At 34.8% G+C, this 23,801-nt stretch carries 22 protein-coding genes and 1 pseudogene; 12 read left to right on the top strand and 11 right to left on the bottom strand.

The window, feature by feature from the left end:
- Nucleotides 1-270: 270 nt before the first annotated feature.
- Nucleotides 271-702 carry a homoprotocatechuate degradation operon regulator HpaR gene (hpaR, locus tag M2R48_RS11525; protein ID WP_262086213.1) on the top strand — a complete coding sequence of 144 codons (432 nt, stop codon included), beginning with the start codon at nucleotides 271-273 and terminating at the stop codon, nucleotides 700-702.
- Between the two features lie 136 nt (nucleotides 703-838).
- Here the strand turns inward: hpaR and dsbG are convergent, their stop codons facing one another.
- The 5 genes from dsbG to M2R48_RS11500 form a co-directional block, all read right to left on the bottom strand.
- Nucleotides 839-1,588, bottom strand: coding sequence for a thiol:disulfide interchange protein DsbG (dsbG, locus tag M2R48_RS11520; protein WP_262086212.1), 750 nt, complete (start codon nucleotides 1,586-1,588; stop codon nucleotides 839-841).
- A 57-nt stretch (nucleotides 1,589-1,645) separates the two neighbouring features.
- Entirely contained in the window at nucleotides 1,646-2,476 is an 831-nt protein-coding gene (locus tag M2R48_RS11515) for a TlpA disulfide reductase family protein (protein ID WP_262086211.1), read from the bottom strand.
- A gap of 11 nt (nucleotides 2,477-2,487) precedes the next feature.
- Nucleotides 2,488-4,521: a protein-disulfide reductase DsbD gene (gene dsbD / locus M2R48_RS11510; protein ID WP_262086210.1), complete on the bottom strand. Its 2,034-nt coding sequence runs from the start codon at nucleotides 4,519-4,521 to the stop codon at nucleotides 2,488-2,490.
- Nucleotides 4,522-4,589: 68 nt separating this feature from the next.
- Nucleotides 4,590-5,045 (bottom strand): hypothetical protein, encoded by a 456-nt coding sequence (locus M2R48_RS11505; protein ID WP_262086209.1) that lies wholly within the window; start codon nucleotides 5,043-5,045, stop codon nucleotides 4,590-4,592.
- Between the two features lie 27 nt (nucleotides 5,046-5,072).
- Nucleotides 5,073-5,315, bottom strand: coding sequence for a hypothetical protein (locus M2R48_RS11500; protein WP_262086207.1), 243 nt, complete (start codon nucleotides 5,313-5,315; stop codon nucleotides 5,073-5,075).
- A 205-nt stretch (nucleotides 5,316-5,520) separates the two neighbouring features.
- On the opposite strand from M2R48_RS11500, the gene pepN reads away from it, so the two are divergent.
- Nucleotides 5,521-8,130, top strand: coding sequence for an aminopeptidase N (pepN, locus tag M2R48_RS11495; RefSeq protein WP_262086205.1), 2,610 nt, complete (start codon nucleotides 5,521-5,523; stop codon nucleotides 8,128-8,130).
- Nucleotides 8,131-8,263: 133 nt separating this feature from the next.
- On the opposite strand, the gene M2R48_RS11490 is transcribed toward pepN, so the two are convergent.
- From M2R48_RS11490 to xseA, 3 genes are read right to left on the bottom strand one after another with little or no spacing between them, the layout of a single operon-like run.
- On the bottom strand, nucleotides 8,264-9,211 hold the full coding sequence (locus tag M2R48_RS11490) for a hypothetical protein (protein ID WP_262086204.1): 948 nt from the start codon (nucleotides 9,209-9,211) through the stop codon (nucleotides 8,264-8,266).
- A gap of 43 nt (nucleotides 9,212-9,254) precedes the next feature.
- The gene (xseB, locus tag M2R48_RS11485; protein WP_034615548.1) at nucleotides 9,255-9,449 is read right to left on the bottom strand and encodes an exodeoxyribonuclease VII small subunit; all 195 of its coding nucleotides are present in this window, start codon (nucleotides 9,447-9,449) and stop codon (nucleotides 9,255-9,257) included.
- A complete protein-coding gene (xseA, locus tag M2R48_RS11480; protein ID WP_262086203.1) occupies nucleotides 9,442-10,704 on the bottom strand; it encodes an exodeoxyribonuclease VII large subunit in 1,263 nt (420 codons plus the stop codon). Before xseA ends, xseB begins: the two co-directional genes overlap by 8 nt.
- A 494-nt stretch (nucleotides 10,705-11,198) precedes the next feature.
- Here xseA and M2R48_RS11475 point away from each other — a divergent pair, with 494 nt between their 5' ends.
- A complete protein-coding gene (locus M2R48_RS11475; RefSeq protein WP_262086202.1) occupies nucleotides 11,199-11,600 on the top strand; it encodes a hypothetical protein in 402 nt (133 codons plus the stop codon).
- A 93-nt stretch (nucleotides 11,601-11,693) separates the two neighbouring features.
- Here M2R48_RS11475 and M2R48_RS11470 read toward each other — a convergent pair whose 3' ends face one another.
- Nucleotides 11,694-12,158: a DoxX family protein gene (locus tag M2R48_RS11470; RefSeq protein WP_262086201.1), complete on the bottom strand. Its 465-nt coding sequence runs from the start codon at nucleotides 12,156-12,158 to the stop codon at nucleotides 11,694-11,696.
- 211 nt (nucleotides 12,159-12,369) lie between these two features.
- On the opposite strand from M2R48_RS11470, the gene M2R48_RS11465 reads away from it, so the two are divergent.
- The 4 genes and pseudogenes from M2R48_RS11465 (at nucleotide 12,370) to M2R48_RS11450 (ending at nucleotide 15,461) form a co-directional block, all read left to right on the top strand.
- A complete protein-coding gene (locus M2R48_RS11465; RefSeq protein WP_004821939.1) occupies nucleotides 12,370-12,495 on the top strand; it encodes a hypothetical protein in 126 nt (41 codons plus the stop codon).
- 129 nt (nucleotides 12,496-12,624) lie between these two features.
- Complete coding sequence (locus M2R48_RS11460) at nucleotides 12,625-13,002, top strand: hypothetical protein (protein ID WP_262086200.1); 378 nt, start codon at nucleotides 12,625-12,627, stop codon at nucleotides 13,000-13,002.
- A gap of 437 nt (nucleotides 13,003-13,439) precedes the next feature.
- Entirely contained in the window at nucleotides 13,440-13,820 is a 381-nt protein-coding gene (locus M2R48_RS11455) for an MliC family protein (protein WP_262086199.1), read from the top strand.
- Between the two features lie 414 nt (nucleotides 13,821-14,234).
- Nucleotides 14,235-15,461: pseudogene (locus M2R48_RS11450) on the top strand (acetamidase/formamidase family protein).
- Nucleotides 15,462-15,734: 273 nt separating this feature from the next.
- On the opposite strand, the gene M2R48_RS11445 reads toward M2R48_RS11450, so the two are convergent.
- Nucleotides 15,735-16,016, bottom strand: coding sequence for a hypothetical protein (locus M2R48_RS11445; RefSeq protein WP_004719854.1), 282 nt, complete (start codon nucleotides 16,014-16,016; stop codon nucleotides 15,735-15,737).
- A gap of 338 nt (nucleotides 16,017-16,354) precedes the next feature.
- Here M2R48_RS11445 and M2R48_RS11440 point away from each other — a divergent pair, with 338 nt between their 5' ends.
- The 5 genes from M2R48_RS11440 to M2R48_RS11420 all read left to right on the top strand — a co-directional run bounded on the left by M2R48_RS11440 (nucleotide 16,355) and on the right by M2R48_RS11420 (nucleotide 19,841).
- Nucleotides 16,355-16,570, top strand: a complete 216-nt coding sequence (locus M2R48_RS11440) for a hypothetical protein (RefSeq protein ID WP_034617245.1) — start codon at nucleotides 16,355-16,357, stop codon at nucleotides 16,568-16,570.
- Nucleotides 16,571-16,700: 130 nt separating this feature from the next.
- Nucleotides 16,701-17,696, top strand: coding sequence for an alpha/beta hydrolase (locus M2R48_RS11435; protein ID WP_262086198.1), 996 nt, complete (start codon nucleotides 16,701-16,703; stop codon nucleotides 17,694-17,696).
- A 77-nt stretch (nucleotides 17,697-17,773) separates the two neighbouring features.
- Complete coding sequence (locus tag M2R48_RS11430) at nucleotides 17,774-17,998, top strand: hypothetical protein (protein WP_004821923.1); 225 nt, start codon at nucleotides 17,774-17,776, stop codon at nucleotides 17,996-17,998.
- Nucleotides 17,999-18,900: 902 nt separating this feature from the next.
- Nucleotides 18,901-19,245, top strand: coding sequence for a DMT family transporter (locus tag M2R48_RS11425; protein ID WP_004821920.1), 345 nt, complete (start codon nucleotides 18,901-18,903; stop codon nucleotides 19,243-19,245).
- 29 nt (nucleotides 19,246-19,274) lie between these two features.
- Nucleotides 19,275-19,841: a TetR/AcrR family transcriptional regulator gene (locus tag M2R48_RS11420; protein ID WP_262086197.1), complete on the top strand. Its 567-nt coding sequence runs from the start codon at nucleotides 19,275-19,277 to the stop codon at nucleotides 19,839-19,841.
- Nucleotides 19,842-19,982: 141 nt separating this feature from the next.
- Here M2R48_RS11420 and putA read toward each other — a convergent pair whose 3' ends face one another.
- Nucleotides 19,983-23,738, bottom strand: a complete 3,756-nt coding sequence (gene putA, locus M2R48_RS11415) for a trifunctional transcriptional regulator/proline dehydrogenase/L-glutamate gamma-semialdehyde dehydrogenase (protein WP_262086196.1) — start codon at nucleotides 23,736-23,738, stop codon at nucleotides 19,983-19,985.
- Nucleotides 23,739-23,801: the final 63 nt, after the last annotated feature.

The raw sequence follows: 23,801 nt of genomic DNA, 5'->3' as shown, positions 1-23,801 counted from the left end.
ATAAAGTGAGTCATTCATTTTATTGATGATTTTTTATGATATGCAACAAGCATTACCACAATATTTTTATTTTAGGCAAATGTTGTTACTGTAAGATTGTTCGCATGAGCAGTATAAATTTTTAATATCATTTTGTAGTCAAGAGAATATGGATTTGTATGAATTCACTCATCAGTCAAATCGTGGGGCTATTGCAATATATGTATTGAAGAAATTCTTTAATTAATCAAGTGATTAATCTATCTATAAATTTTTATTTAAAGGATTTTTATGAAACCGATTCGCGTATCGCCATCTTTGACTTTAGCTTTGTTACAAGCGCGAGAAGCTACAATGATGTATTTTAGACCGATTTTAAATGAAATGGGTTTGACTGAGCAGCAATGGCGTGTGATTTCTGTACTTTATCAATATGATGAACTTGAAAATAACCACTTGGCTGATTTGGCATGTATTTTAAGACCCAGTTTAACGGGGATTTTAAATCGTATGCTTGATCAAAATCTGATTAAGAAACGAAAAGATCTACATGATCAACGAGTGAGTTTGATTCAGCTGAGCGATGAAGGTAAAAGATACTTTGAGACGCAAGCGGTGAAAATGGAAGAAAGCTATACAGATATTCAAACACAATATGGTGCAGAGAAAATCCAGCAGCTTATGGAATTGTTAAACGATCTCTCAAAAATAAAACCACGATAAATTTTAAATTATCAGATTTCAAGTGAAACAATGGTTTAAGAGTTAAAATAAAACTGCATGTCACTCAATTCATTTTAAATATGCAAAACACCCTAATCAAAAATGAGTGGGTTTTAATCACTCATTTTATCACTGTTTAATCAAATAACTTTTTAATGTCTTTCGGTGCGCCTTGCTGGCTTTGAATTTCACCTTTTGCATCTTTCCATACCATTGCGGGAGTAGCATAAAAACCGTATTTATCCATCAGTTTGGTATTTTCATCTAACTTTTCAGATAACGGCTTAGGAATGCTTTTCATTTCCACCAATTTATTCTTACCGTTGCTTAAATTGTATTGTTTAAAAATTTCTGCAGGATTGGCATTGTTTAAAATCGTTGCGGCTTGTCCTTTGCTGCTTGGGCGAATGACCCCAACCATAATATGACGTAATTGAACTTTTCCTGAATCTACAAAGGGACGTGCTTGTTGCCAGAAGGTATGGCAGTAGGGGCAGTTTGGGTCATTAAACACATAAACGACTTTTGGCGCATTGCGATCACCGTCTTGGATCCAACTTGATTTTTCTAGGCTTTTCCAAATTTCATCTAATACTGCACCTTTAACATGGGTGTTAATCGCTTCTTCGGTTAAATTTTTTCCTGAAGCATTAAATAGGTCACCAACGATATAGTGCTTTTGATCTTTTGAAATAAAGATTGTCGATGGATATTCATCTTTATAGCCCGTCCAACCTTCTAAACCCTCGGGTGCATCTATTTGCTTAACAAAGTTATAACCTTCTTTTTCCAATTTATTTTTAAGGAAATTTGCATCAGCAGCAAACAAAGAGCCACTTAATACCAAACCAAGCGAATAAATACCGAGTGTTTTTAAATCAATCATCAAGATGACTCCTAAGGTTAAAAGCAATAATTCTTTAATCAATGCCAATGAAATAAATTATTTCGAAACTATCCTTTGAACTTTTTGGTGAAGTGCTGCATGGGTAAGTTCGCCCATATGTGTATCGATTAATTTACCTTGTGCATTAAAAAATAAAGTGCTGGGTAAGCCAAACATTCCCATTTTTTGTGCCGTTACGCCGTCAAAGTCCAGTAAAGTCCAATGCAAATTAAGTTTGTGTTGTTGCAAATACGTTTGTACAGTTTTGGCATCTTCATTTTGATTAATAAAGACAAATTGCACATTGGGGTATCGTTGTTGAGCATCATTTAACACTGGCATTTCACGTCTGCAAGGCGGACACCAACTGGCCCAAAGATTAATTACAGTGGGTTTGCCGAGGAACTGAGTCAGCTCAACATGCTCTTGTTGAAGATTCACTAAATTGACTTGAGGAAATTGTTGGTATTGCAATTGTACCTGTTGATAGAAATATTGCCCTGAAATGAAAAACATGGCAAAAGCTGCAAAGCATAGTGCAATAAAGCTTTTCTTTAGAGATCGATTTTTCCAAATCATCCATAGCCCAGCACAAGCAATTCCCACATAAAGATGAAAACCTTTATCTTGAATCTTCAATATTTCAATTGGATGCTCTAAATAAACATCTAAATTGAGTAAGACAAAGCCCAGTCGTGCAGATAACAAGCCGACCAAGAATGCAGACCAAATCGAGTCTTTAAACGCAGACCACTGTAAATCTGAAACAGCAAAATATTGAAAGCTAAACTTTCCAATTACCACACTCATCAGTATCGCAAGCATGAGGATGGTTAATCCCCATGGCAACATAATCGGTCCTAAATGAATTGCTTGTGCAGTGATCATGGAGAGTGTGCTTAACGTCCTGTATGTATTTTTTCAGTTTGTTGAATAAGTTGTGGCGCTGAGAAGGTACCTGTAAAGCGCAATTCACGGATTTCTTCTGCATTGCTATTTAAAAACAGCATGGTTGGCGGACCTAAAATTTCACGTTGTTTTAAAATGATGTCTTGTGAGGCGTTGTATTCCGTTAAGTCTAATTGGATGAGGGTGAAGTTTTTCAATGCCTCTTGTACATCGGTACGTGGGAATACCTCTTTTTCAATCGGTTGACACGCCACACACCAGTCCGCATAGACATCAATAATCATCGGTTTGCCTTGCTGTTTTGCATTGACCAAAGCCTGTTCCAATTGTTCAGCGGTGGTCACTTTGTTCCAAACTAAATGTTCTGTTTGGCTATGTTGAATTTGATAAGCAGAATAACTTTGTTGAATATTCCAAAAACCAGCTATTAAACTGGCTATTGCGATAATGGCAAGAATAACTTTATTAACCGTTTTTTCACTGTCACGTAGAGCAATAAAGAGATAGATTGCCAATGCAATACACAGCAAGGCAAAAATTGCAGCATATACAGTCGAAGGCAGCATAGGGCGAATAAAGTACAATGCAACCATCAGCATAATAAAGCCAAAACTGACTTTAATCCGATCCATCCATTTACCTGGTTTTGGTAATAATTTAGAACCAAATACACTGGCGATAAATAAAGGTAAACCGATACCTAGACCGAGAATAAATAAGTACAAGCCACCTAATACAGCACTTTGAGTTTGTGAAACAAATAATAATGCACCAGCAAGTGGGGCACTCATACAAGGGCCAACAATAAGTGCTGATAATGCACCCATAACTACAGCACCGAGCACTGTCCCAGCTTTTTGATTATTTTGCAGATGACTTAATTTATTGGTGATGAATTGTGGTAAGTTTAATTGATATAGACCAAATAAATTTAAAGCTAATACAACAAATAAAACTGCAAATAATGAAACAATCCAAGGGCTTTGGAACCAACGTTGAAAGCTATAACCAATTTCAGCAACCACAATCCCCATAATGGCGTAAACCACCGCCATACTCACTACAAAACACAAGGCAATCACAACAGCTTTATAACCTTTCGCGCGCTGAATGATGATGCCAGAGAGAATTGGAATAAGTGGCAGCGAACAGGGTAAAAACGCCAGTAAAATACCTAAACCGAAAAACACCAATAAATTTAGAAACAGAGAATCTTTAGACAATAGTTTAAAGAATGATTGATCATCATTCCATTGTAATGACGATGTATTGTTTTTAGTGTCCGTATTGCTGTTTAAATCAGCAGATTTTTCTGTATCTGTAATTGCATTGCTACTTGCAACAGAAGCGTTGGGGTCGATTAGATTTGCAGTGTTGTCTGCTTCATTGGCAGTTTTTTGTCCAAGCTGAGTAGTAGTTTGGTCATCCAATAATTTGTTTGGAACTGGTTTTTCAGCAGTTGAATTGGGTTTAGTTTCAGCGTTTTCTTTGAGCTTTTTATCTTGAGCTGGGACAGTATCAGGCTGATTGAGTAATGTGCTATTTGAATTATTATTGAATAGGTGCTTAGACGATGTATTGCTTTGTGGTAATAAGCCATCTGCATCAGTTGCAATGGTTTTTCTTTGTAATGGATAACATAAACCATCCGCAGAACAACCCTGATACATCACTAAATATTGTGAATTTGGTTTGACCTGAATCTGTGTAGTCACATTTTCATAATGAACTTCTGTTTTCCCAAAGGTTGGATCATCTTTAATATGACCTTTTGGGAGGCTTAAAGGTACAGCTTTATTGTTGACCGTTACTTTAAATTGATCATGATAAAGGTAATAGTGAGGTGCAACTATCCATTTCAATTGTGCTTTATTTTCTGAAATTGATTCAGCAGAGAATTGAAAAGCTTGATCTGGTGGGAGAAACTCAGGATTTGCATGGCTGATGGTACTTAGACTCAACAAAGTAAAACCACATACACTGAGCAAGGTTCGCAACTTCATAATTCCATATCTTTGTTTCATTTACAGCCATTATCCATAATTTCAGATAAAGAAGTCATTATTCTAAGTTTTTCTTTGTAAAAATATCGTTAAAAGCATTCAACTCCATTTTGCTTAAGTTTTTGAAAAATTTGTCCATCATCAGGATAGAGTCTGTTGAATTGGGTCATTTTCTTGGTTTTTTTGCTGGTGTAATTGACATTGTAAAGCACAGCACCTTGATAAACGATTTCATAAGTTCCTGTTTCTTTCTGATTGATTATTTCTTTATAGAAATCGTGAAATTCACTTGGTCTACCTTGTGCCGTGTCAACAGCATCATAGTGGGTAAATTTTAACGAGATTTTTTTCATATAAGGATAATATTGAACTGTTTTGACTTTTGGAAATTCTTCCTCAAAAATAAGCAGAAAGTTGGGATCTGTTGACAATTCGTCTACGTTGTTTTGACTTTCTTTAAAGCAAAAATATGGGGTAGTTTGCTTTGCATAAACAGGCAAAGGGAGAAGACTCATTATAGTTATAAATAGCCTAAGCAATTTCATACTCTTTCCTCAAAGTTTTTCTTGTTATTATTCATAGATTTTTGCAGCCATTAAAATATCTGCAAAAATTTTCCATGGGACGCACTCTGGTTGTGGCTGTTGGGTATTTGCATAAAAACCTTCCATATCTTCCACCCAATTGTGCATTGCTGCTAAAAAGCTTTGCAGATCTTTATTTTCCCATTGTTGAATATTTTCAAGATGATCTTGTTTGAGATTATCTAAAAATGTTAAAAAATCTTGTTTGCTTTTTATTGCATTAATTTTCATAAGCATCATTTCTAATTTACAGGATAAATTGTTGTATAAATATAGGCCATCTCGCACGTTTTTTGCATTCCAACAATTGAAATTAATTTCAACTAGACCCATATAGAAATTAATCAACAGTACAGAACAGACACTTTGTGAAATTTGATTGATGATCAAGCTCACGATAACAAGTCGAAGCTCAACAATAGGATTAGGACATCATATGAATATCGCGGCAAACCCAGTAGTTGAAGCAGATCAAACTATATATCTAAAAGATTATCAAAAACCTTCATATGTTGTAGATTCAATTAATCTCGATATCCAAGTTTATGATGACCATACCAATGTAAACAGCAAATTAGTCATGAAACGCCAAGCAGCAGGAGATATGGTATTGCTTGGACGCGATCTTGAGCTTAAATCAATTTCTATTAATGGTAAGAAACTTACTGAAAGTGAGTATAGGCTTGATTCTGAGCAATTGGTGATTGCCAATGCACCAGATGAAGCCATCGTTGAAACATCTGTGGTCATCCATCCTGAAACCAATACACAACTCGAAGGTTTGTATCTTGCGGGGAGTGATTTATTTGTCACTCAAAATGAACCAGAAGGTTTCCGTAAAATTACGTTCTATCCTGACCGTCCAGATGTCTTATCTGTGTTTACCACTCGTGTAGAAGCCGATAACAAATACCCAGTGCTTTTGGCAAATGGTAACTTGATTGAAGCGGGTAAAACTGATGATGAGCGCCATTATACCATTTGGGAAGATCCAACCAAAAAACCAGCCTATTTATTTGCTTGTGTGATTGGTGATTTAGCGGTTTTAAAAGACCGTTATACCACTTCAGAAGGTCGTGATGTGGCATTGGAAATCTATGCAGAAGAAAAAGATATCCCAAAATGTCATATTGCGATGGAAGCATTAAAGCATTCTATGCGTTGGGATGAAGAACATTATGGGCGTGCATATGATCTAGACAATTATATGATTGTGGCAACCAGTCAGTTCAATATGGGCGCAATGGAAAATAAAGGTTTAAATATTTTCAATACATCATGTGTGCTTGCTGATGAAGAATATACCACTGATGCCGCAATCATGCGTGTACAGTCTGTGATTGCACATGAATATTTCCATAACTGGACAGGTAACCGTATTACTTGCCGTGATTGGTTCCAATTGTGTTTAAAAGAAGGTTTAACGGTTTTCCGTGATCAGTCTTTTTCAGAAGATTTACAATCAGCAGCAGTACAACGTATCGACGATGTTGCAGTGCTTAAAGCACATCAATTCCCAGAAGATGCAGGCCCATTATCGCATCCGCCACGCCCAGATCATTTTGTGGAAATCAATAACTTCTATACTGCGACAGTGTATGAGAAAGGTGCGGAAATTAACCGCATGATGTCAACTTTATTGGGCAAGGAAAAATTCCGTAAGGGTACCGATGAATATTTTCAACGTCATGATGGTCAAGCGGTTACTGTTGAAGATTGGGTTGCTGCCTTAACTGCGGGTTCAGGTGTCGATTTATCTGCATTTTTAATCTGGTATAACCAACCAGGAACGCCAAAGCTTGAAGCGAAAGGTGAATATGATGCGAGTACTCAAACTTATCGTTTAAGCTTTAAACAAAGTTTAAAACCCCATCCTAAATATCCAAACTTAAAAGCTGTACCTATTCCTGTGGCTTTAGCATTGTTTAATGCAGAAACAGGTGAGCAGTACACCTTGCATTCTGAGGCTTTATTTGAGAATGGGGTAAAAGATGGGGTGTATTTGTTTGATCAAACAGAAGCAAGTATTGAATTTACAGGTGTGACCGAAAAGCCTGTAGCATCTTTATTACGTAATTTCTCAGCTCCAGTAAATCTTGAATTTAACTATTCAGATGAAGAACTTGCCTTCTTATTGCAATATGAAACCAATGGTTTTAACCAGTGGCAAGCCACACAGACTTTGCTTGAGCGTATTTTGCTTAATGGTCATGATGCTCAAATTTATGTAGATGCAATTAAACATACCTTACCAAATGTAATTGAAAAAGACCCGCTATTGGCGTCACGCTTATTTGATGTACCAAGTGAAGGTTATTTGGGTAGTCGCATTGATCAAGATTATAATCCTTTGATTGTAAATGAAGCACGTGAAGCCTTGTTGAATCAATTGGCTAAAGTCTTGGGTGACTTTGTTAAAGAAACATATGTATCACTTGATCCAGATTCACAAAATGAATTTTCACAAGCAATGGGTGTTCGTGCTCTGAAAAATATCATGTTGAGTTTTATGGCGCGTCAGGGGGATACCGCAGTATTTGATTTGGCTTATGCACAGTATGAAAATTCTGTGAATATGTCTGAGCGACTCGGGGCACTTAAAGTATTGGTATGGAATGATGCTCCACAAGCAAAAGCAGCCTTAGCGGACTTCTATAAACGCTTTAAGGATGAAGCATTGTCATTAGATCAATGGTTTATGATTCAAGCAGCGCATCCGAAAGCAACGGCTGAAACGATTCAGTATTTAACTTCACATGCTGATTATGATTTAGGTACACCTAACCGTATTCGTTCGGTAAGCGGTGGTTTAAATGCCAATCCTGTCAATGCATGGAGTTTTGGTGTTCAGCATTTTGTAGATTTGGCGAAATATTTGGATGAAAAGAATCCAATTGTTGGCTCTCGTTTACTCCAAGTCCTTACACGCTGGTATACATTAGCTGAACCACAACGAAGTGAAGTAAAAGCCGCACTTGAAGGATTAAAATCTCAAGTGAAATCAAAAAATGTTAGTGAAACCTTAAATAGTATGTTAAGTGTTTAATGGCTTATAATTTTTTGATTTAATTATATTTGTAATGCTATTTCTCTTATTGTTATAGGAGAAATAGCTTGTTTAGAAGTTATAATGTTATTGGACCTATTGATATAGGTCTTACAAATTATTAATAGAAAAGTTAATCAATTAGTGTGTAATCTGAATTTGAAATGGTTTTGTGAAAATAAGGGTTTTTAAAAATTATTAATCCTTGTTTTGTGAAGCTAATGTCTATATTTTTGTTTGCATCTATTAATATCAGGCATTTATTTGTGCCACATGTCATGAATTTAACATTTAAAAATTTTGGAGTGGTTAATCTCTGAGATTTAAATAAATAATCAATACTATCATCTTTTATTGAAATACTATTAGTATCTGAATAAATGAATTGATTTATAGCATCTGAAGTTCCTTTCTTTTCAATACCTGCCAAATAAAATACAGTTATTAGAATTAATAAATAAAAAACAATTAGATAAGCGTAATAATAAATAATTTCTTTAAAGCCTTTGTCTATGTTTTGTGTATCAATAGAGTCATTCCAGTTAATTTCATTTTTAGAAGTATTGTGGGTTTTTCTAAACAATAGTTTTAAAGGATATGTAATTAGTGCAAAGAATAAACCTAATAATAAGATGATAATAATAAGTACTATTTCAATATAATGGCAAAGAATTGGAAATTTTCGATAAAGAAAATCTGAAAAAATACTTATGATGTAATAAGGTATTTTTAAAATAAATAAAAAAGGTTTTATTATTGTATAAAATAGTATGTTAAATATTAATACAAATAAAAAAGTAGCAATATAAAGCCCACCTTTTATAAAAGACTTACTAATATTTTTGTTTGTCAATGTATTTGCTAAAGATATTAAAAGTAAAAGGATAAAGCTAAACATTAGTCCCTTTACACCTTGCAATCCACCAGTGATTAAATAGTTTTGAAAATCATAGCCTAATGAGTGATGGGAGTAGCCAAAATACCCAACATAATTTTTAATATAAAAGTACCCACATGCATATAAAAATATAGATAAGGCTGTAAAAAGTAGAGCTAAATCTACGCTAAAATTTGTTTTCAATGTAATTTCTCTTTTTTGTTAAATATTCTATCTGATTCGTAAGTTATTCTTTAAAAGTTTCATTTAGAGCCTGTTGCACAGCATCTACACGTGACTTACAGGCTTTATATGCAGACATGGATTCTTCCACAATCTTCATCAAATTATCAATATCAGGTTCTTCTTGAGATTCTAATAATTCTGCATTTTTCTTTAGAACGTCATAACCTTCTTTAAACGTTAAATCTTGTTTAGCCATTACTTAATACCTGTGTCACATTTGCGTTGATCGTACCATCCAATAACTCTACTTGGATGTGATCAGTTGAAATTTGTTGAATAGAACGAATGGCTTTACCATCACTACGCACAATAGCATAACCTTTGGCCATGACATGACGTGGATTTTGCAAAAGCGTTTCACGCATGAGTGATTCAACTTGATTGGATGCCAATTTAATCAGTTGTTGTGCCAAATATTGAACAGTACCTTTCATCAAATCTAAGTTTTTATTTGCCTCATTGATCTGCCCTTGAGAAAGCGTTTTAATGACTTTGATGTACTGATCATTCTGGCTTTGATAAGCAGTGATTTGATGCTGAGATAACAGTTTAATCTTATGTAGAGAATCTAGCACATCTTGGGTACGCTCTACGATTAGATTTCGAATACCTCCAATCACTTTACTCGGTGTATCAAAAGAACGGTTTGCCACTTCATCTAAAATGGTTCTATCTTTTTCATGACCTATACCTACCCAGATCGGAACAGAGCGTTTGCAGAGTAGCGCAGCGAGATTGTAGTCATTGAGATAGGCCAGATCATTGACTGCACCTCCACCACGAATAATCACAATAAGATCTGGTGGGGTATTGAGGTCTTTCGCCCATTGTCGTAATGCATTTGCTAAAGCTTCAGAAATACTTGTCGCTGCAGTGTTCCCCTGAAACGTTGCCGTATGATAGACAAAATGACAAACGCCAGCTTGATCGAGAGCATCTGCATCTTTCTTAAAGTCACCTAAGCCAGCCGCATTTTCAGGAGCGATGACGAGCACATTTTGAATATCAAATGGGGTAGGCAGTAATTTATTTTTATTGAGTAAACCTTCGCTGGTCAGTCTTTCTAAAATTTGTTGATAACGCCGTGCGATATCACCTAGGGTATAACTTGAATCTATTGCTTCAATATTGACTGAAAAACCATATTGGGGACTAAATACAGCTTTCACTTTAATCAGTACATTGAGATCGCGAGAGAGTTCAACACCACTTTCACGTTCAAATTTTAATACCATTTTGGCAGCAGAGAATTTCCAGATTGTTGCCTTACAACTGGCAATGACTTTATCTGAATCTTCCTCCTTTTCAGCAAGTTCTAAATAGTAATGGCCGCCCTTGATACTTAGATTTCTAATCTCAGCTTTTACCCATATTGCTTCATCAAAAGTTACACGTATAACTTCTTGAACTGTTGCAAGGTATTCACTTAAGGAAAATTGTAAGTCAGACATACAAAGCTAATTACGGTAAATTTATCTAAAATAGTATATAACATGGTGGCTCAAGGCGGTGAAGATATATTGATCTTATACATCGGATATGGCATATTTTTATGATGTAGACGGGCGTTATCGACATCTACTTAAACCAAATTATTGTTTAGCCTTTAAAGTAAAAACACAAGTGAAATCATTAATATTTATTAGCTTTTTTTTCTTGGTATCTTGTACCAGTTATGATTTAGAAAGTAATCATGCGCATTGTATGGGATATGGAGCAGATGTCAGTAACATTACATCAACAATGAGTGATTATGATCGCTTTAGATATCAGAGTCAGAATGGGATGAGTATGCTTAACAGCAATACACTCTCACCGAAGATGCGAACCGATTGTTATAAACTTGACCCGAAACAAACCAAATAACTGAAAGGCTCATCAATGGATGGGCTTTAATTTTATGTAAGCTAAATTTATTTTATAGAGCATTCAAAAATTATAAATTATGAAAAAAATCCTTTTTTTATTTCTTTTATGGATATCACAGCTTTGTTATGCAGATCTAATAACGCCAATTTTTGATAAAAAATTAAATATAGAGAGATTCAAAGAATATTTTGATCGTGATCATACGCGGTATCCTGGAAATGATAAATTAATCGCAGAACGAGAAACAGATTTAGATCAACCTAAATATAAAGTGATTGTTACTAGAATAATATTTGGTAGAGAATATGAGCTTCAAAATTATATCAAAATGATTGGTTATCACGACTGCGAAGCTAGAAAAATTTTCTTGTATGCAGGATATTATGATTACAATGCAGATCTTACTGAAACTTATAGAACTGTGACTAAATTTCCACAGGGTAGTAAGTTGATTGAAGATGCTTGTTTAGATAAATAAACTTTAAAATTTCATTTAAAGAGAAATTCTCATACATCATAATCAACTGATATATTATTTTAATAACCCACTTCCCCCAAAAGTGGCTATTTTCTAAAAGTATTTTTTGAAAAAAAGTTTATCTAGCGTGAAAGAATCTGGCTTGTTTGTAAAAATAAAAAGTAAAATGAAAATATAAAGCAAATCATGGATATAGAAAAACCAGCTTATCCAAGTGATCAAATTAAGACCCGGCGGGATTGTATAAATGCCAACTGTTACAAGTGCTACAAAGCAAATAAAGATCAATATAAGGCTGGTTAACTGAGTAAATAACCCTATGGTTAGCAATAGCCCGAATACAAATTCAAATAAAGAAACAATGATAGCTGTCACTTCTGGAAAAGGTATACCTGCCGAAACAATCGTTTCCAACATGATTTGTTGATTTTTCTCTACAAATAATTTGTTATAACCAGTTGTTAAGAAAAATAAACCGATCGAAATTCTGGCTAATATTAAGGCGAAGTGACTAAATTTTGGCGAATGAAATGGATTTTTAAAGAGAAAACCAAGCATGTGTCTATGATTCTGAAAATTAAAAAATATTTTAATAATCTGAGTAGATTTTTTAAATGTAAGCATTGTTGGTGAGTGTATATAATTTGTCATTTATACTGATTTAAAACTTTGCTAAGGCTGTGGGAAATGTTACGTAAGTTTCATAAAATACACATCAAGAAGTCTATACTTTGATATGGTATAATTTTTAAGCAAAACTGAGCGAAGTATGAAAATATTTTCAATTTTAAGTTTAGCTATGTTGATTGGCTTAACAGCGTGTCAAAAAAGAGATACAGATACACAAAAGCAAGATCAAACAACAACGCCACATTCAGTCGATAAGGACAGTTAACCCAACGCCCACTGATACAGTGGGCTGATTGATATGAGTGAGAAGGCTGTTGATATAGCATAAGATTCCTAGATTTTTTTCAAAACAATGCTGTATAATTTTTAGACTTAAGAAAGCTATAGAGCAATTATGAATCTAAAATACTTTATAAAAAATTTATTAGCCTCATTTATTGGGCTATGTGCGTTGGCTGGAATAGTAAAAGTTATCTTTCTATACAGCAGTAATTTATATGAGCAAGCGCTAACTGTTCTTGTGGTAATGATCATGATTCTTGGATTGATGATCGTTGGTTATCTCAACGCTGTTACTGCAATAGGCAGTAAAATCAAACAACCCTTTTATTTACATTTAATTTTAGTGGCTTTTCTTTTTGTAACCGATTTAGCTTTTGGTAGTTCAAGCATTACTGAAGTTATTTTTAGAAATTTGGGATATTTTGCTGTATTACAATTTGGGGTTTACCTTTATATGCAACGAAGTGCTCCGAAATTATTGCTGAATTAATATTTTAATAAAATAATGAATAAATTAGTCCCTTAATGGAGGTTTTACTCTATAGAAAAGTGGGGGGAGTTATTAATTTTAAAGCAAAGTTTTATTTGGATTTTTTATATCTAATTCAAGTAATTTTTGGGCTTTCTTTATAAGAAATCATACTGTAGGCATAAGCTAAGATAGCCGAGTAATTTTCTTTAATGAAATAAAGCCGTCTCGTCCTAATCTGCAATGACTGTACTCATCTAGGCTTAATACATCCTATTCATTGATCAAAGAATAAAACTAAATATTTAAATTAAAACAAAATTCAAGCTTAAAATGTATAAGGTTCTAAGTGATTGTTATAATTTGTGTAGGCAACAAGTAGTTATTCGCAATAAGTGGTTGGATTGCTCTAAAGCGCTATGTTAGAACTTAACTTCCATATTTATTCGAGATTAAACATGAAAAAATTATTATTAATTTCATCTTTTTTAGCTGTTGTTTTTGTTGCTGGGTGTAGTGCAAAAGACAAAGATAAAGCGACATCTCCTGATAATGAGGCAAGTAGTAGTGCCGTTGCTGTTGATACAAATGAGTCAGCTGAAAAAACGGTAAAATATGAAACCGCTGATAAGAAACAATTTACACTTAAGACCAGTGATAATTTTGTTACAGCGACATTAACGGATAGCGATGGAAATAACTATTCATTGAAAGAAGTACCTGCTGGAAGCGGTATGCGTTTAGAAGGTGACAATGGTGTTTCAATTCATTCTAAAGGCGATGAAGGAACCATTGAACTTGCTAAAGATAAATCTTTTACAGTGAAAGAAGTTAAATAGAATTGTGACGTAAATAGCCCCACCATTTGGTGGGGTTTTTTATTTGTAATTCATCAATCAAAAAATATCGTATTGAGTGAATCATATTGGCATTGAAAGTTCTTGCTCCCTTTGAGCGAAGGCGAGGATGAGGGGGGATTTATGTTGGCATATCATTCTAAAAAGGACTTATGAAAGAAGCTGAATAGCTTGAGAGAAAACTGTACACATTAAAATTAAACACTTTAAAACCCACTCAAAAATAATATATTTACGGGCATTTCATTATTTATGCACTTGAATAGACCGACTAATTGTAAACAATTGGCGCAATAGCTATTGAAATGAACAGATTAAAGTAATTTTACCGTGGCATGAAATTTGCTGAAAACACCTTTGCAATATTTTTATTTTTCAATTATTAAAGGTATTTTTATGTTTAAGCACACGGTTCTTTCACTGTTTATTTTCAGTGCTATCAGTACTTCAGTCGTTCATGCTGAAAGTTTTACTGTTCTTAAGCAATTATCCAATAAGCCTGTTCAATTAAAAGACGGTGAATACAAAGGCAATTATTATGTACCTTCGACTTTAAACACGATTACTTGGGGTTACTTACCGAATAAAGATGCCAAGCCTGTGATTTCTGTTCCGTCGGGGAGTGTGGTGACTTTTGATACAGTTTCACATGAAGGCTTACTTGAAGATCAAGGGCGGGATGCGGAAAAATTCTTTAAATCAAAAGGGGTGAAAGATGAATACATTTTAGATGAAGCAAAAAATATTACAAAATCTTCTCTAAAACATGATTTTCATAAAGATGGACCTCATATTGTGACTGGCCCAATTGAGATTCAAGGTGCACAAGCTGGTGATATTTTAAAAGTAGAAGTCATTAAAGTAGAGCCTCGTGTTCCCTATGGCGTCATTTCAAATCGTCATGGTAAAGGTGCTTTAGTGGGCGAATTTCCTAAAAGACCTCAACAAGAAAATGCTTCGGCTGAACATCCTGAGCGATATGGAAACGTTTCAGTCTTTACCCCAATAGAAAAAAATGCCAAGGGTGAATATGAGGGGGTACTAAAAACACAATCAGGTAAATCGATTCGTTTCCCGCTAAGCCCGTTTATGGGCATTATGGGGGTCGCACCGAATACATCACAGCCAGTTCATTCAGTACCACCAGCGATGTATGGCGGTAATATTGATATAAATGAGTTAGGTGCTGGATCAACTGCATATTAACCAGTACAAGTGCCGGGTGCATTGTTCTATACAGGTGATAGTCATTTTGCCCAAGGTGATGGCGAAGTTGCATTAACTGCATTAGAAGCTTCAGCAAGAGCAACACTCAAGTTCACTTTATTAAAAACAGGCAAAGATAAGATTCCAGGTAAAGAAATCGTACAGCCATTAGCAGAGAATGCTGAATTTTGGATTACACCAGGATTAGATGAAGATTTAGACGAAGCAATGAAAAAATCTACACGTGAAGCGATTCGTTTTTTAAATCAAGAATATGGTATTGATGAAGCGATTGCTTATGCCTATCTGAGTGCTGCTACTGATTTTGAAGTATCGCAAGTGGTTGATAAGACCAAGGGGATTCATGCAAAAATACGTAAAGCTGACTTTAAAGAGTTTGTTGAAGATGCTAAGTAAAACTAAAGCTGCTTAATTAAATATCCTTGGACGTGAGGTCGTGTATTCAGCTTTCAAGGATTTATCATTATCTTTGAAATGATATAAAGCTATAATCTTTTCGTCTTTATTCGTGTTGATTGTTTTCCTGCAATTTATTCATTTATGTTTTCAAACGATATTTAGTCGCTTGTTATCGTGGCTTTCGATATGTGACATCAATGCTAAAGCACTTCAAACATGAAAAATCATGTTTATTTAAGCCTTAGTTATAGCAATTTAGCGGAATGAGCTTTAGACACGAATCATACTTTTACTGTTTATATCCTCCATCCAGTCATTTAAATCCAAATCATTGGTAAATGAATGTTCACCATCAATCTTAAAAACTAACAGAGAGTCATGAATGCTAATAATACTCGCTAAATGTTGGCGAATGATGTTGGCTTCATAGCTGGTATTGATCAGCCAAGTGGAAGGGTTCACCCGAATCGAAGCATCGTAGTCACAGATAAGCTTATGGACTTCATCTAAATGATGTACTTGTGATGAATTTAGAATAATCAAATAATTCATATTAACAACCTCCATAAAAGAGATTTAGATAAAATAACTTTTATTATGAAATGTGATAAGTATCACGATTTATTCAATCTAACACCAAAGCAATTTGATCAATCAAAAAAATGTCGGACAATCTAAAGCTGAATTTTGATGATGTGTTAGTTTTTTTTATTGTATTGTTCAAGAAAATTCTTAGTAGATATTCCTTTTGTTACACAATAAATAATCAAAAATTTTAAATACTGGCTAAATTGAAGTATGCTTAAGTTTAAAATATTTAAACAAAAAGCTCATCAAAAGATGGGCTTTTTTGTCTTACTCTCTGTGTGTTATAAGGTTTGAGGCTTAAAATGCTGGTTAAAATAGAAGATGGTTTTTACCTAAATTCACTGCATATTATCGCAATACATGTTTCTAAAGATATGATTACGCAAAATTTTTCTATAAGTATAGAATATACACCGCACAATCAAAATGCCAATGGCTTATATCATAAAAAGTGCCAAACCAAAGCTGAAGCGGATTTATTTTTACAAAGTCTGCATCAACAAATCGCGCAAATATAAATTTAAATTTTTAAGTTGTTTTTTGCATTTAAATTAAAAGAAAAGGAATTCATTTTTAAGCTATATTAGGCTCACAATTGAATGTATCGATAATGTGAAAATCACAATGATTGAACATTTTGAGGTCAAAATGCATAAACTGAAAATTCTTATTTGTACACTTTTACTATTCACATTGTCTGCCTGCCAAAATGTGCAAAAAAATAACAAAATCATTGCAAAGGCATTTGATACTTCAACACATTTTCAACGCTATTTGATGGATAAACATGCGCCAGAGAATGTCATTGTTAGCAATAATATGACTTACCAAGAGCAACCAAAACTCAGTTTAGATCTCTATCAGCCAAAAGATATTCAACAATTTGAAAAACGTCCAACAGTGATCTGGATTCATGGTGGTGGTTGGATTTCAGGTGCTAAAGATAATGCAAGAGGATATTTTAAACTGCTTGCAGCACAAGGTTATAATGTTGTTTCTGTGCAATACCAATTTGCACCGCAAGCAATTTATCCAACGCAGTTGCACCAAATCAACAACGCACTGCGATTTATCCAGCAAAATGCAAAACAATACCATATAGATGCTGATCAATTATTTTTAGCAGGGGATTCGGCTGGGGCTAATTTAGCCAGTCATTATGCAGCGCTTCTCACTAACCCAAATTTTGCCATAGAATCTGGATTTACAGCCTCAATTCAAGCTTCACAACTTAAGGGGTTAATTCTGCATTGCGGAATTTATGATATGAATGCCTTTATTAATACAGCACCAGATGAAATCAAACTGATTGAATGGGGGGTAAATAATCTTGTTCAAGCTTATACTGGTAATCAAAAAGATAATCCTGAATATTTAAAACGTTTATCACCTATACAGCATCTTACCAAAAACTATCCACCTGTTTTTATCAGTGGGGGTAATAAAGATTTTTTGACAGATACGCAGTCCATTCCTTTTGTAAAAGCTTTGCAAGAAAAGCAAATCCCTGTTCAAGCCGTTTTCTACCCAGAATCAAAAGAATGGTTGGTCCATGAGTATCAATTTTTCTTGGGCAAAAAGGCGAGTCAGCAAACATTTAATCGAACCCTCATGTTTTTAAAGAAAAATATAGATCAAAAATGAACTCAAAAAATAATGATTTAAACTGAACTGTCATAAAAGAGTGTTATAAAAAATAAAATTGCAGTGAGAAATGAAAGATGGAAATTAGTGTAAAGCAAATCAACAAGCGTATAGATGAATTTCAAGAATCAAGTAAGAAAGCATCAACTTTAGAAATTGGCTATAAAACCTATGCCAAGTTAATGAATGAAGATAAATTTGCAGAGGCACTCAAGAAAGATCCGAATAACACAATGGTTCGTTACTACAAAGATATAAAAATTAAATTGGTCACAGAAAAACACCATTTTGAGGTGAAATAAGTCTTTTAATAAATAGAATAACAATTTTTAAAATTTACAACTCAAGGAATGAGTGTAAATTTTTTATGATTTTGCATGAGAAAAAGTAATATATTTTTAAACACTTACCAGATTTTATAGTGAACATTTTTGCCTTTTAAAATTAAAATTTAGTACATATAAAACATAGATATGTGACCTCATTGTTAAACACAACTTGTAACATTTTTTTCTAAATCCTTCATTTATTATTCACTTTATTTATATGATGTGTCTAAATATTTCATTTTTTTGAATTTTTTTAACATGTGTTTAAAACATTAAAAACATATTTATTAAGGTAAACTAATTAATTTGAGTGATTTTTAATCAAGCTTATATAGGTTTAATTCTTGTGAGATGGTTTTTAAACTATATATAATAATTGAATAAAAACAAATATATGAGAATATTTATCATTTATAATGGGTTTTTTGAATCTCTCTTCATGCTGTAAAAGTAGGCAGTTAGACTCTTTTTTTAAGTGTTTTTTAATTTAATCAGGCTTAATGATCTTACAAATTGTGACAAAATATATTAAAATAAATGCTGGTTTATTTTGTGACGAAAAATAATGGAAATTTTAAACTTTATAAAGAGTTTCAACACGGTAAACACATATTTAATTTTGGCTGTCATTGCCTTGTTGTTTATAATTTCATTTTTCTACTTTATTCATCCTACCTGATTAAGTAGAAAACTGAAGAAAAAAGGTGAGTATCATATTGATAACTCGCCTTTTTTTATTTTAAAAAATAATTTTTATCAAAGTGCAATGCTTATTATTCATCAAATCTAATGGCTGAGATTACAAATAACTAAAGATTGTATTGTAAATTGAATTTATATAACATACCAACCAACTGGTATCTTTTGATGAATTTATGAATTCTATACTTTTTGCCTATAGTTTATTGGCGGTCGCTATCATCGCTGAAGTAACAGGTTCAACATTCTTAGTGAAATCGCAAGGCTTCACAAAGTTGGTCCCAAGTTTACTGGTGGTATTTTTTTATGTGATTTCTTTCTATTTACTGTCCCAAGTGATTAAAACGATTCCATTAGGTATTGCTTATGCAATTTGGGCAGGTGTCGGTATTATTCTCACTGCTTTGGTGGGTTATTTCATTTTCAAACAAAGCTTAGACTTTGCTGCAATTGCAGGCATTGGATTAATTATTTCAGGTGTATTGGTGATTAATTTATTTTCAACATCAGCAGGACATTGATAAAAGCACGAAGCAGGTAAGATTTGAGTATGGATAAAATTGTAGAAAATGCTTATCAACGTAAAAAAGATCCTGAAGGTGTTAAAAAATTAATTTTAGCCAACACAATGAGTTTAGTTGCTGAACATGGTGTAAATGGCGTATCTATTCAAAGTATTGCAACGCGTTCAGGTGTAACGAAAGGTGGTGTATTTCATCATTTTGCCAATAAACACGTTTTGATTGAGGCCATGTTGGAAGAGTTAATCCAACAATTGGACGAGCAAGTCAGTCTTGCCATTGAAAAAGATCCAGTTACTTATGGCTGTTTTACTCGCGCATATATTGATGTCACCTTAAGCGCTTCATTTGGAGTCAACACAGTATGGAGTGCTTTAAGCATGACATTGATGACAGATAAATCTTATAGCGAGAAATGGGATCAATGGCTGACACGGCGATTATCTCAACATGCTGCAACGGATGATTCTGCCACATTAAAAATATTACGTTATGCAGCGGATGGGGCATGGTTTGTAGAAAGTCTCTCCCCAAAAATGCAGGATGATTATGAGGAAATTAAACAGCAATTGTTATTAAGGACTTATCCTGAATAGTGATTCATTTGCTCAGATTTTTAAGCAAAACCAATAGCTGCAAACTAAAATAAAGATCTTAAATAAAAAAAACCAAGCCAAATGATATTGACTTGGAATGGAAAAATTTCTTTTAACTTGGTTAAATCATTGCTTTATGATTTATTCACTGCCTAAAGTCATCAAACTTGCATTTCCGCCCGCAGCAGCAGTATTGATACTGATCGCACGCTCAATAAGTAATGGTGCAAGCGGGATAATTGTATTGGCATCCGCTAAATGCGTTATGCCAACAATTGCACCTTCACGTTGCGCAATCACTGTCTGTAATTCTTTTAGACCAGCACCTTGATGTAAAACTGCCTCAAACTCTCCAACAGTCACATCATTGATCATCGAAAATTTTTGTTGCAACGCTTTTGGCATACTTTGAATCATTTTTAAAGCAATCGCATCGTCACTTAAAATACAGACTTGCGCATTGAGAGACAAAATTGCATTAAATTGATTCAGCAAAGCCTGTTCTTGCGTTGCGATTGCCAATATGCGATGACGTGATACAACATGGTATTGATTCAATTCACCTGTTGGACCTGGAAGTTCATATAAAGCAATCGGTGATTGATACTGATGCATAGCCCATTGCGAATAGTGCTGTTTTGCCCAAGTGTTAAATTCTGTTTGAATCTCAGATGGTTTTAGATTGAGCTGTTCCGAGATATTTTTTACAGTACCAAAAGGGCGATTGGGTAGGGCTGTATGCTGCATCAATTTATATAAATAAATCGGACCGCCAGCTTTAGGTCCTGTTCCTGATAAACCTTCACCACCAAAAGGTTGTACGCCGACAACAGCACCTACAATGTTACGGTTAATATATAAGTTACCCACTTCCGCATGTTCAATGGTGGTTTGAATAGTTTCATCGATACGTGTATGTAAACCCATGGTTAGGCCATATCCTTTTGCATTGATATGTTCTAACAATTGCTTTAATTCACCATATTTATAAGTAATGACATGCAATACAGGTCCAAAAACTTCACGTTTTAAATCATTCAGATTTGGAAGCTCAATTACCGTCGGGACAATAAATGTGCCTGCATTTAGATCAGATGTTGGTGTTTCATAAGCAAGTTGATGTATTGCATAGCCTTTGCTCCGCATCATTTCGATATGCTTTTCAATATTTTGTTGCGCTTCACCATCAATCACAGGGCCTATATCTGTTTTCAGCAAAATAGGTTGTCCAATGTTGAGCTGTTGCATGGCGCCTTTAAGCATCTTAATCAAGGTTGCTGCATTGTCTTCTTGAACGCACAATACTCGGAGGGCAGAACAACGTTGACCAGCGCTATCAAATGCTGAGTTTACTGCATCAATTACCACTTGTTCTGTCAGCGCAGAAGAATCTACGATCATCGCATTTTGACCACCTGTTTCAGCAATCAGCGGAATCGGTTGACCTGTTGGACTCAGGCGTTGTGCTACGGTTTTTTGTAAAATCTTAGCAACTTCAGTCGAACCTGTGAACATAATGCCTTGAATACGCTCATCTTGGCTGAGTTTTGCCCCGACTGTTTCACCACGACCAGGAAGTAATTGTACAACTGATTTTGGAACTCCTGCTTCCCATAAGATTTGAATTGCTTGTGCTGCAATTAATGGGGTTTGTTCAGCAGGTTTAGCAATTACGGTATTTCCTGCAACAAGTGCTGCTGAAATTTGTCCAGTAAAAATTGCAAGCGGGAAGTTCCAAGGGCTGATACATAAAATTGTACCCAAGGGGCTAAGTGCACCATTTTTTTCGATACTTTGCATTTGAGCTGCATAATATCTGAGGAAATCAACGGCTTCACGTACTTCGGCAATACCATTGCTATAGGTTTTACCACTTTCACGACACAGTAAAACCATCAGTTCCTGAATACGCGATTCCATAATCGCAGCAGCTTTAAGCAATAACTCTGCACGAAAATCTTGAGATGCGTTTTTCCAATTTTCAAAAGCTTGATGAGCGTTGTTTAAGGCCAAATCAACTTGTGCTGTTTCTGCTTCGATCACATAACCAACTAGATCTGCATGATCAGCTGGATTACGGATTTCTTGCGAATTTATTTCAGCCAAGTCTTGTAAATCAAGCTGATCGACAAGGCTATAACTGTTCCATTGGTGTTTTAAATGTTGCTGAACAGTTTGATTTAAATCTTTTAATTTGCTGTCATCGGCTAAGTCTAAACCTTGAGAGTTTTGGCGGATGCCTTGATATAAATCATGAGGAAGCGGAATAGCAGGGTGTTTTAACCCGACTGCATGCTCTTTTTCTGCAGTATGTAAAATCTCTTGAACTGGGTTTTCAATCAAGTCTTCAATTTTAATATTTTTATCTGCAATACGGTTAACAAATGAGGTATTCGCACCATTTTCTAATAAACGTCGAACCAGATAGGCCAATAAGGTTTCGTGATTACCGACAGGCGCATAAATACGACATGGAATCCCTAATTTCTGATCTGAAACCTTGCCTACCACTTGTTCATAAAGTGGTTCACCCATGCCATGTAAGCATTGGAATTCATATTGACCAAGATAATATTTTTGTGGATCTGCCAATTCATAAATTGTAGCAAGCGTTTGCGCATTATGTGTCGCAAATTGCGGATAAACTTGATCAGGCGCAGCCAATAGTTTTTTTGCACAAGCAATATAAGACAAATCTGTATGCACTTTACGGGTAAAGACTGGGTAGTCAGACATACCGTCAATTTGTGCTTTTTTGATTTCACTGTCCCAGTAAGCACCTTTGACCAGACGAATCATTAAACGTTTTTGACTACGTTTTGCCAGATCAATAATATAATCCACCACATAGAAACAACGCTTTTGATAGGCTTGGATCACAAAGCCTATACCTTTCCAGTTTGCCAGTTGTGGCTCAAAGCATAAACGCTCAAGTAATTCTAAAGACAGCTCTAAACGATCCGCTTCTTCAGCATCAATATTGAGGCCAATATCATAGGTCTTTGCTAAAAGCGCCAAATTTAAAATTCGAGGATAAAGTTCATGATGCACACGTTCGGTTTGAGAACGTTGATAACGTGGATGTAAAGCCGAAAGTTTAATTGAAATTCCTGGACCGGTATAAACATCTTTACCTTCAGACGCTTTACCTATGGCATGAATCGCTTGAGTATAGTCTTCAAAATAGCGATCTGCATCGTGTTCAGTCAGTGCTGCTTCACCAAGCATGTCATAAGAATAACGGAAACCTTTATCTTCAAGGGTTTTGGCATTGTCCAACGCTTCTTCTATGGTTTCACCAGTAACAAACTGCTCACCCATCATACGCATGGCTGCATCAACTGCCTTACGAATGATGCCTTTACCTGTACGCGCTAAAAGCGAAGTGAGAATCCCTGAAAGGCTGGTTTGTTTAGGCGTTTCCATCAGTTTTCCAGTCAGCATGAGTCCCCATGCAGCAGCATTGACAAACATCAGATTACTTTGGCCTAAATGATCTTTCCAGTTTCCTTGATTAATTTTATCGCGAATCAATAAGTCTCGGGTCGCACTATCAGGGATACGCAATAAGGCTTCAGCCAAGCACATCAATGCGATGCCTTCTTGTGAAGACAATGAAAACTCTTGCAGCAGACCTTGTACGATACCTGCTTTTCCTGACGAACTTTTACGGTCACGTAAGCTATGCGCTAAGTTAAATGCAATGTCATAAATTTTCTGATTCATTTCTTCAGAAATTTGACTGTGCTCAAGTAAGTTTTCAACACATTCCGATTCAGTACGACGCCACGCATGATTGATTTCTTCTTCAAAACCAGTTTTGTCTTTAAATTCGGTAATGTAATCCAAACTTGGAAGTAAGTTTGCATTTAAAACTAGAGGTGAATCCATATTCATTGTCAACGTCCTGTGACTAGCAAATATTTTTGTTGAGCAGATGGGTTTATATAATTTATGATT

Source organism: Acinetobacter sp. I-MWF (assembly GCF_025433935.1).
Taxonomy (GTDB): domain Bacteria; phylum Pseudomonadota; class Gammaproteobacteria; order Pseudomonadales; family Moraxellaceae; genus Acinetobacter; species Acinetobacter guillouiae.
The sequence above is the reverse complement of the archived record's forward strand: the minus strand, read 5'-3'. Positions and strand labels throughout refer to the sequence as shown.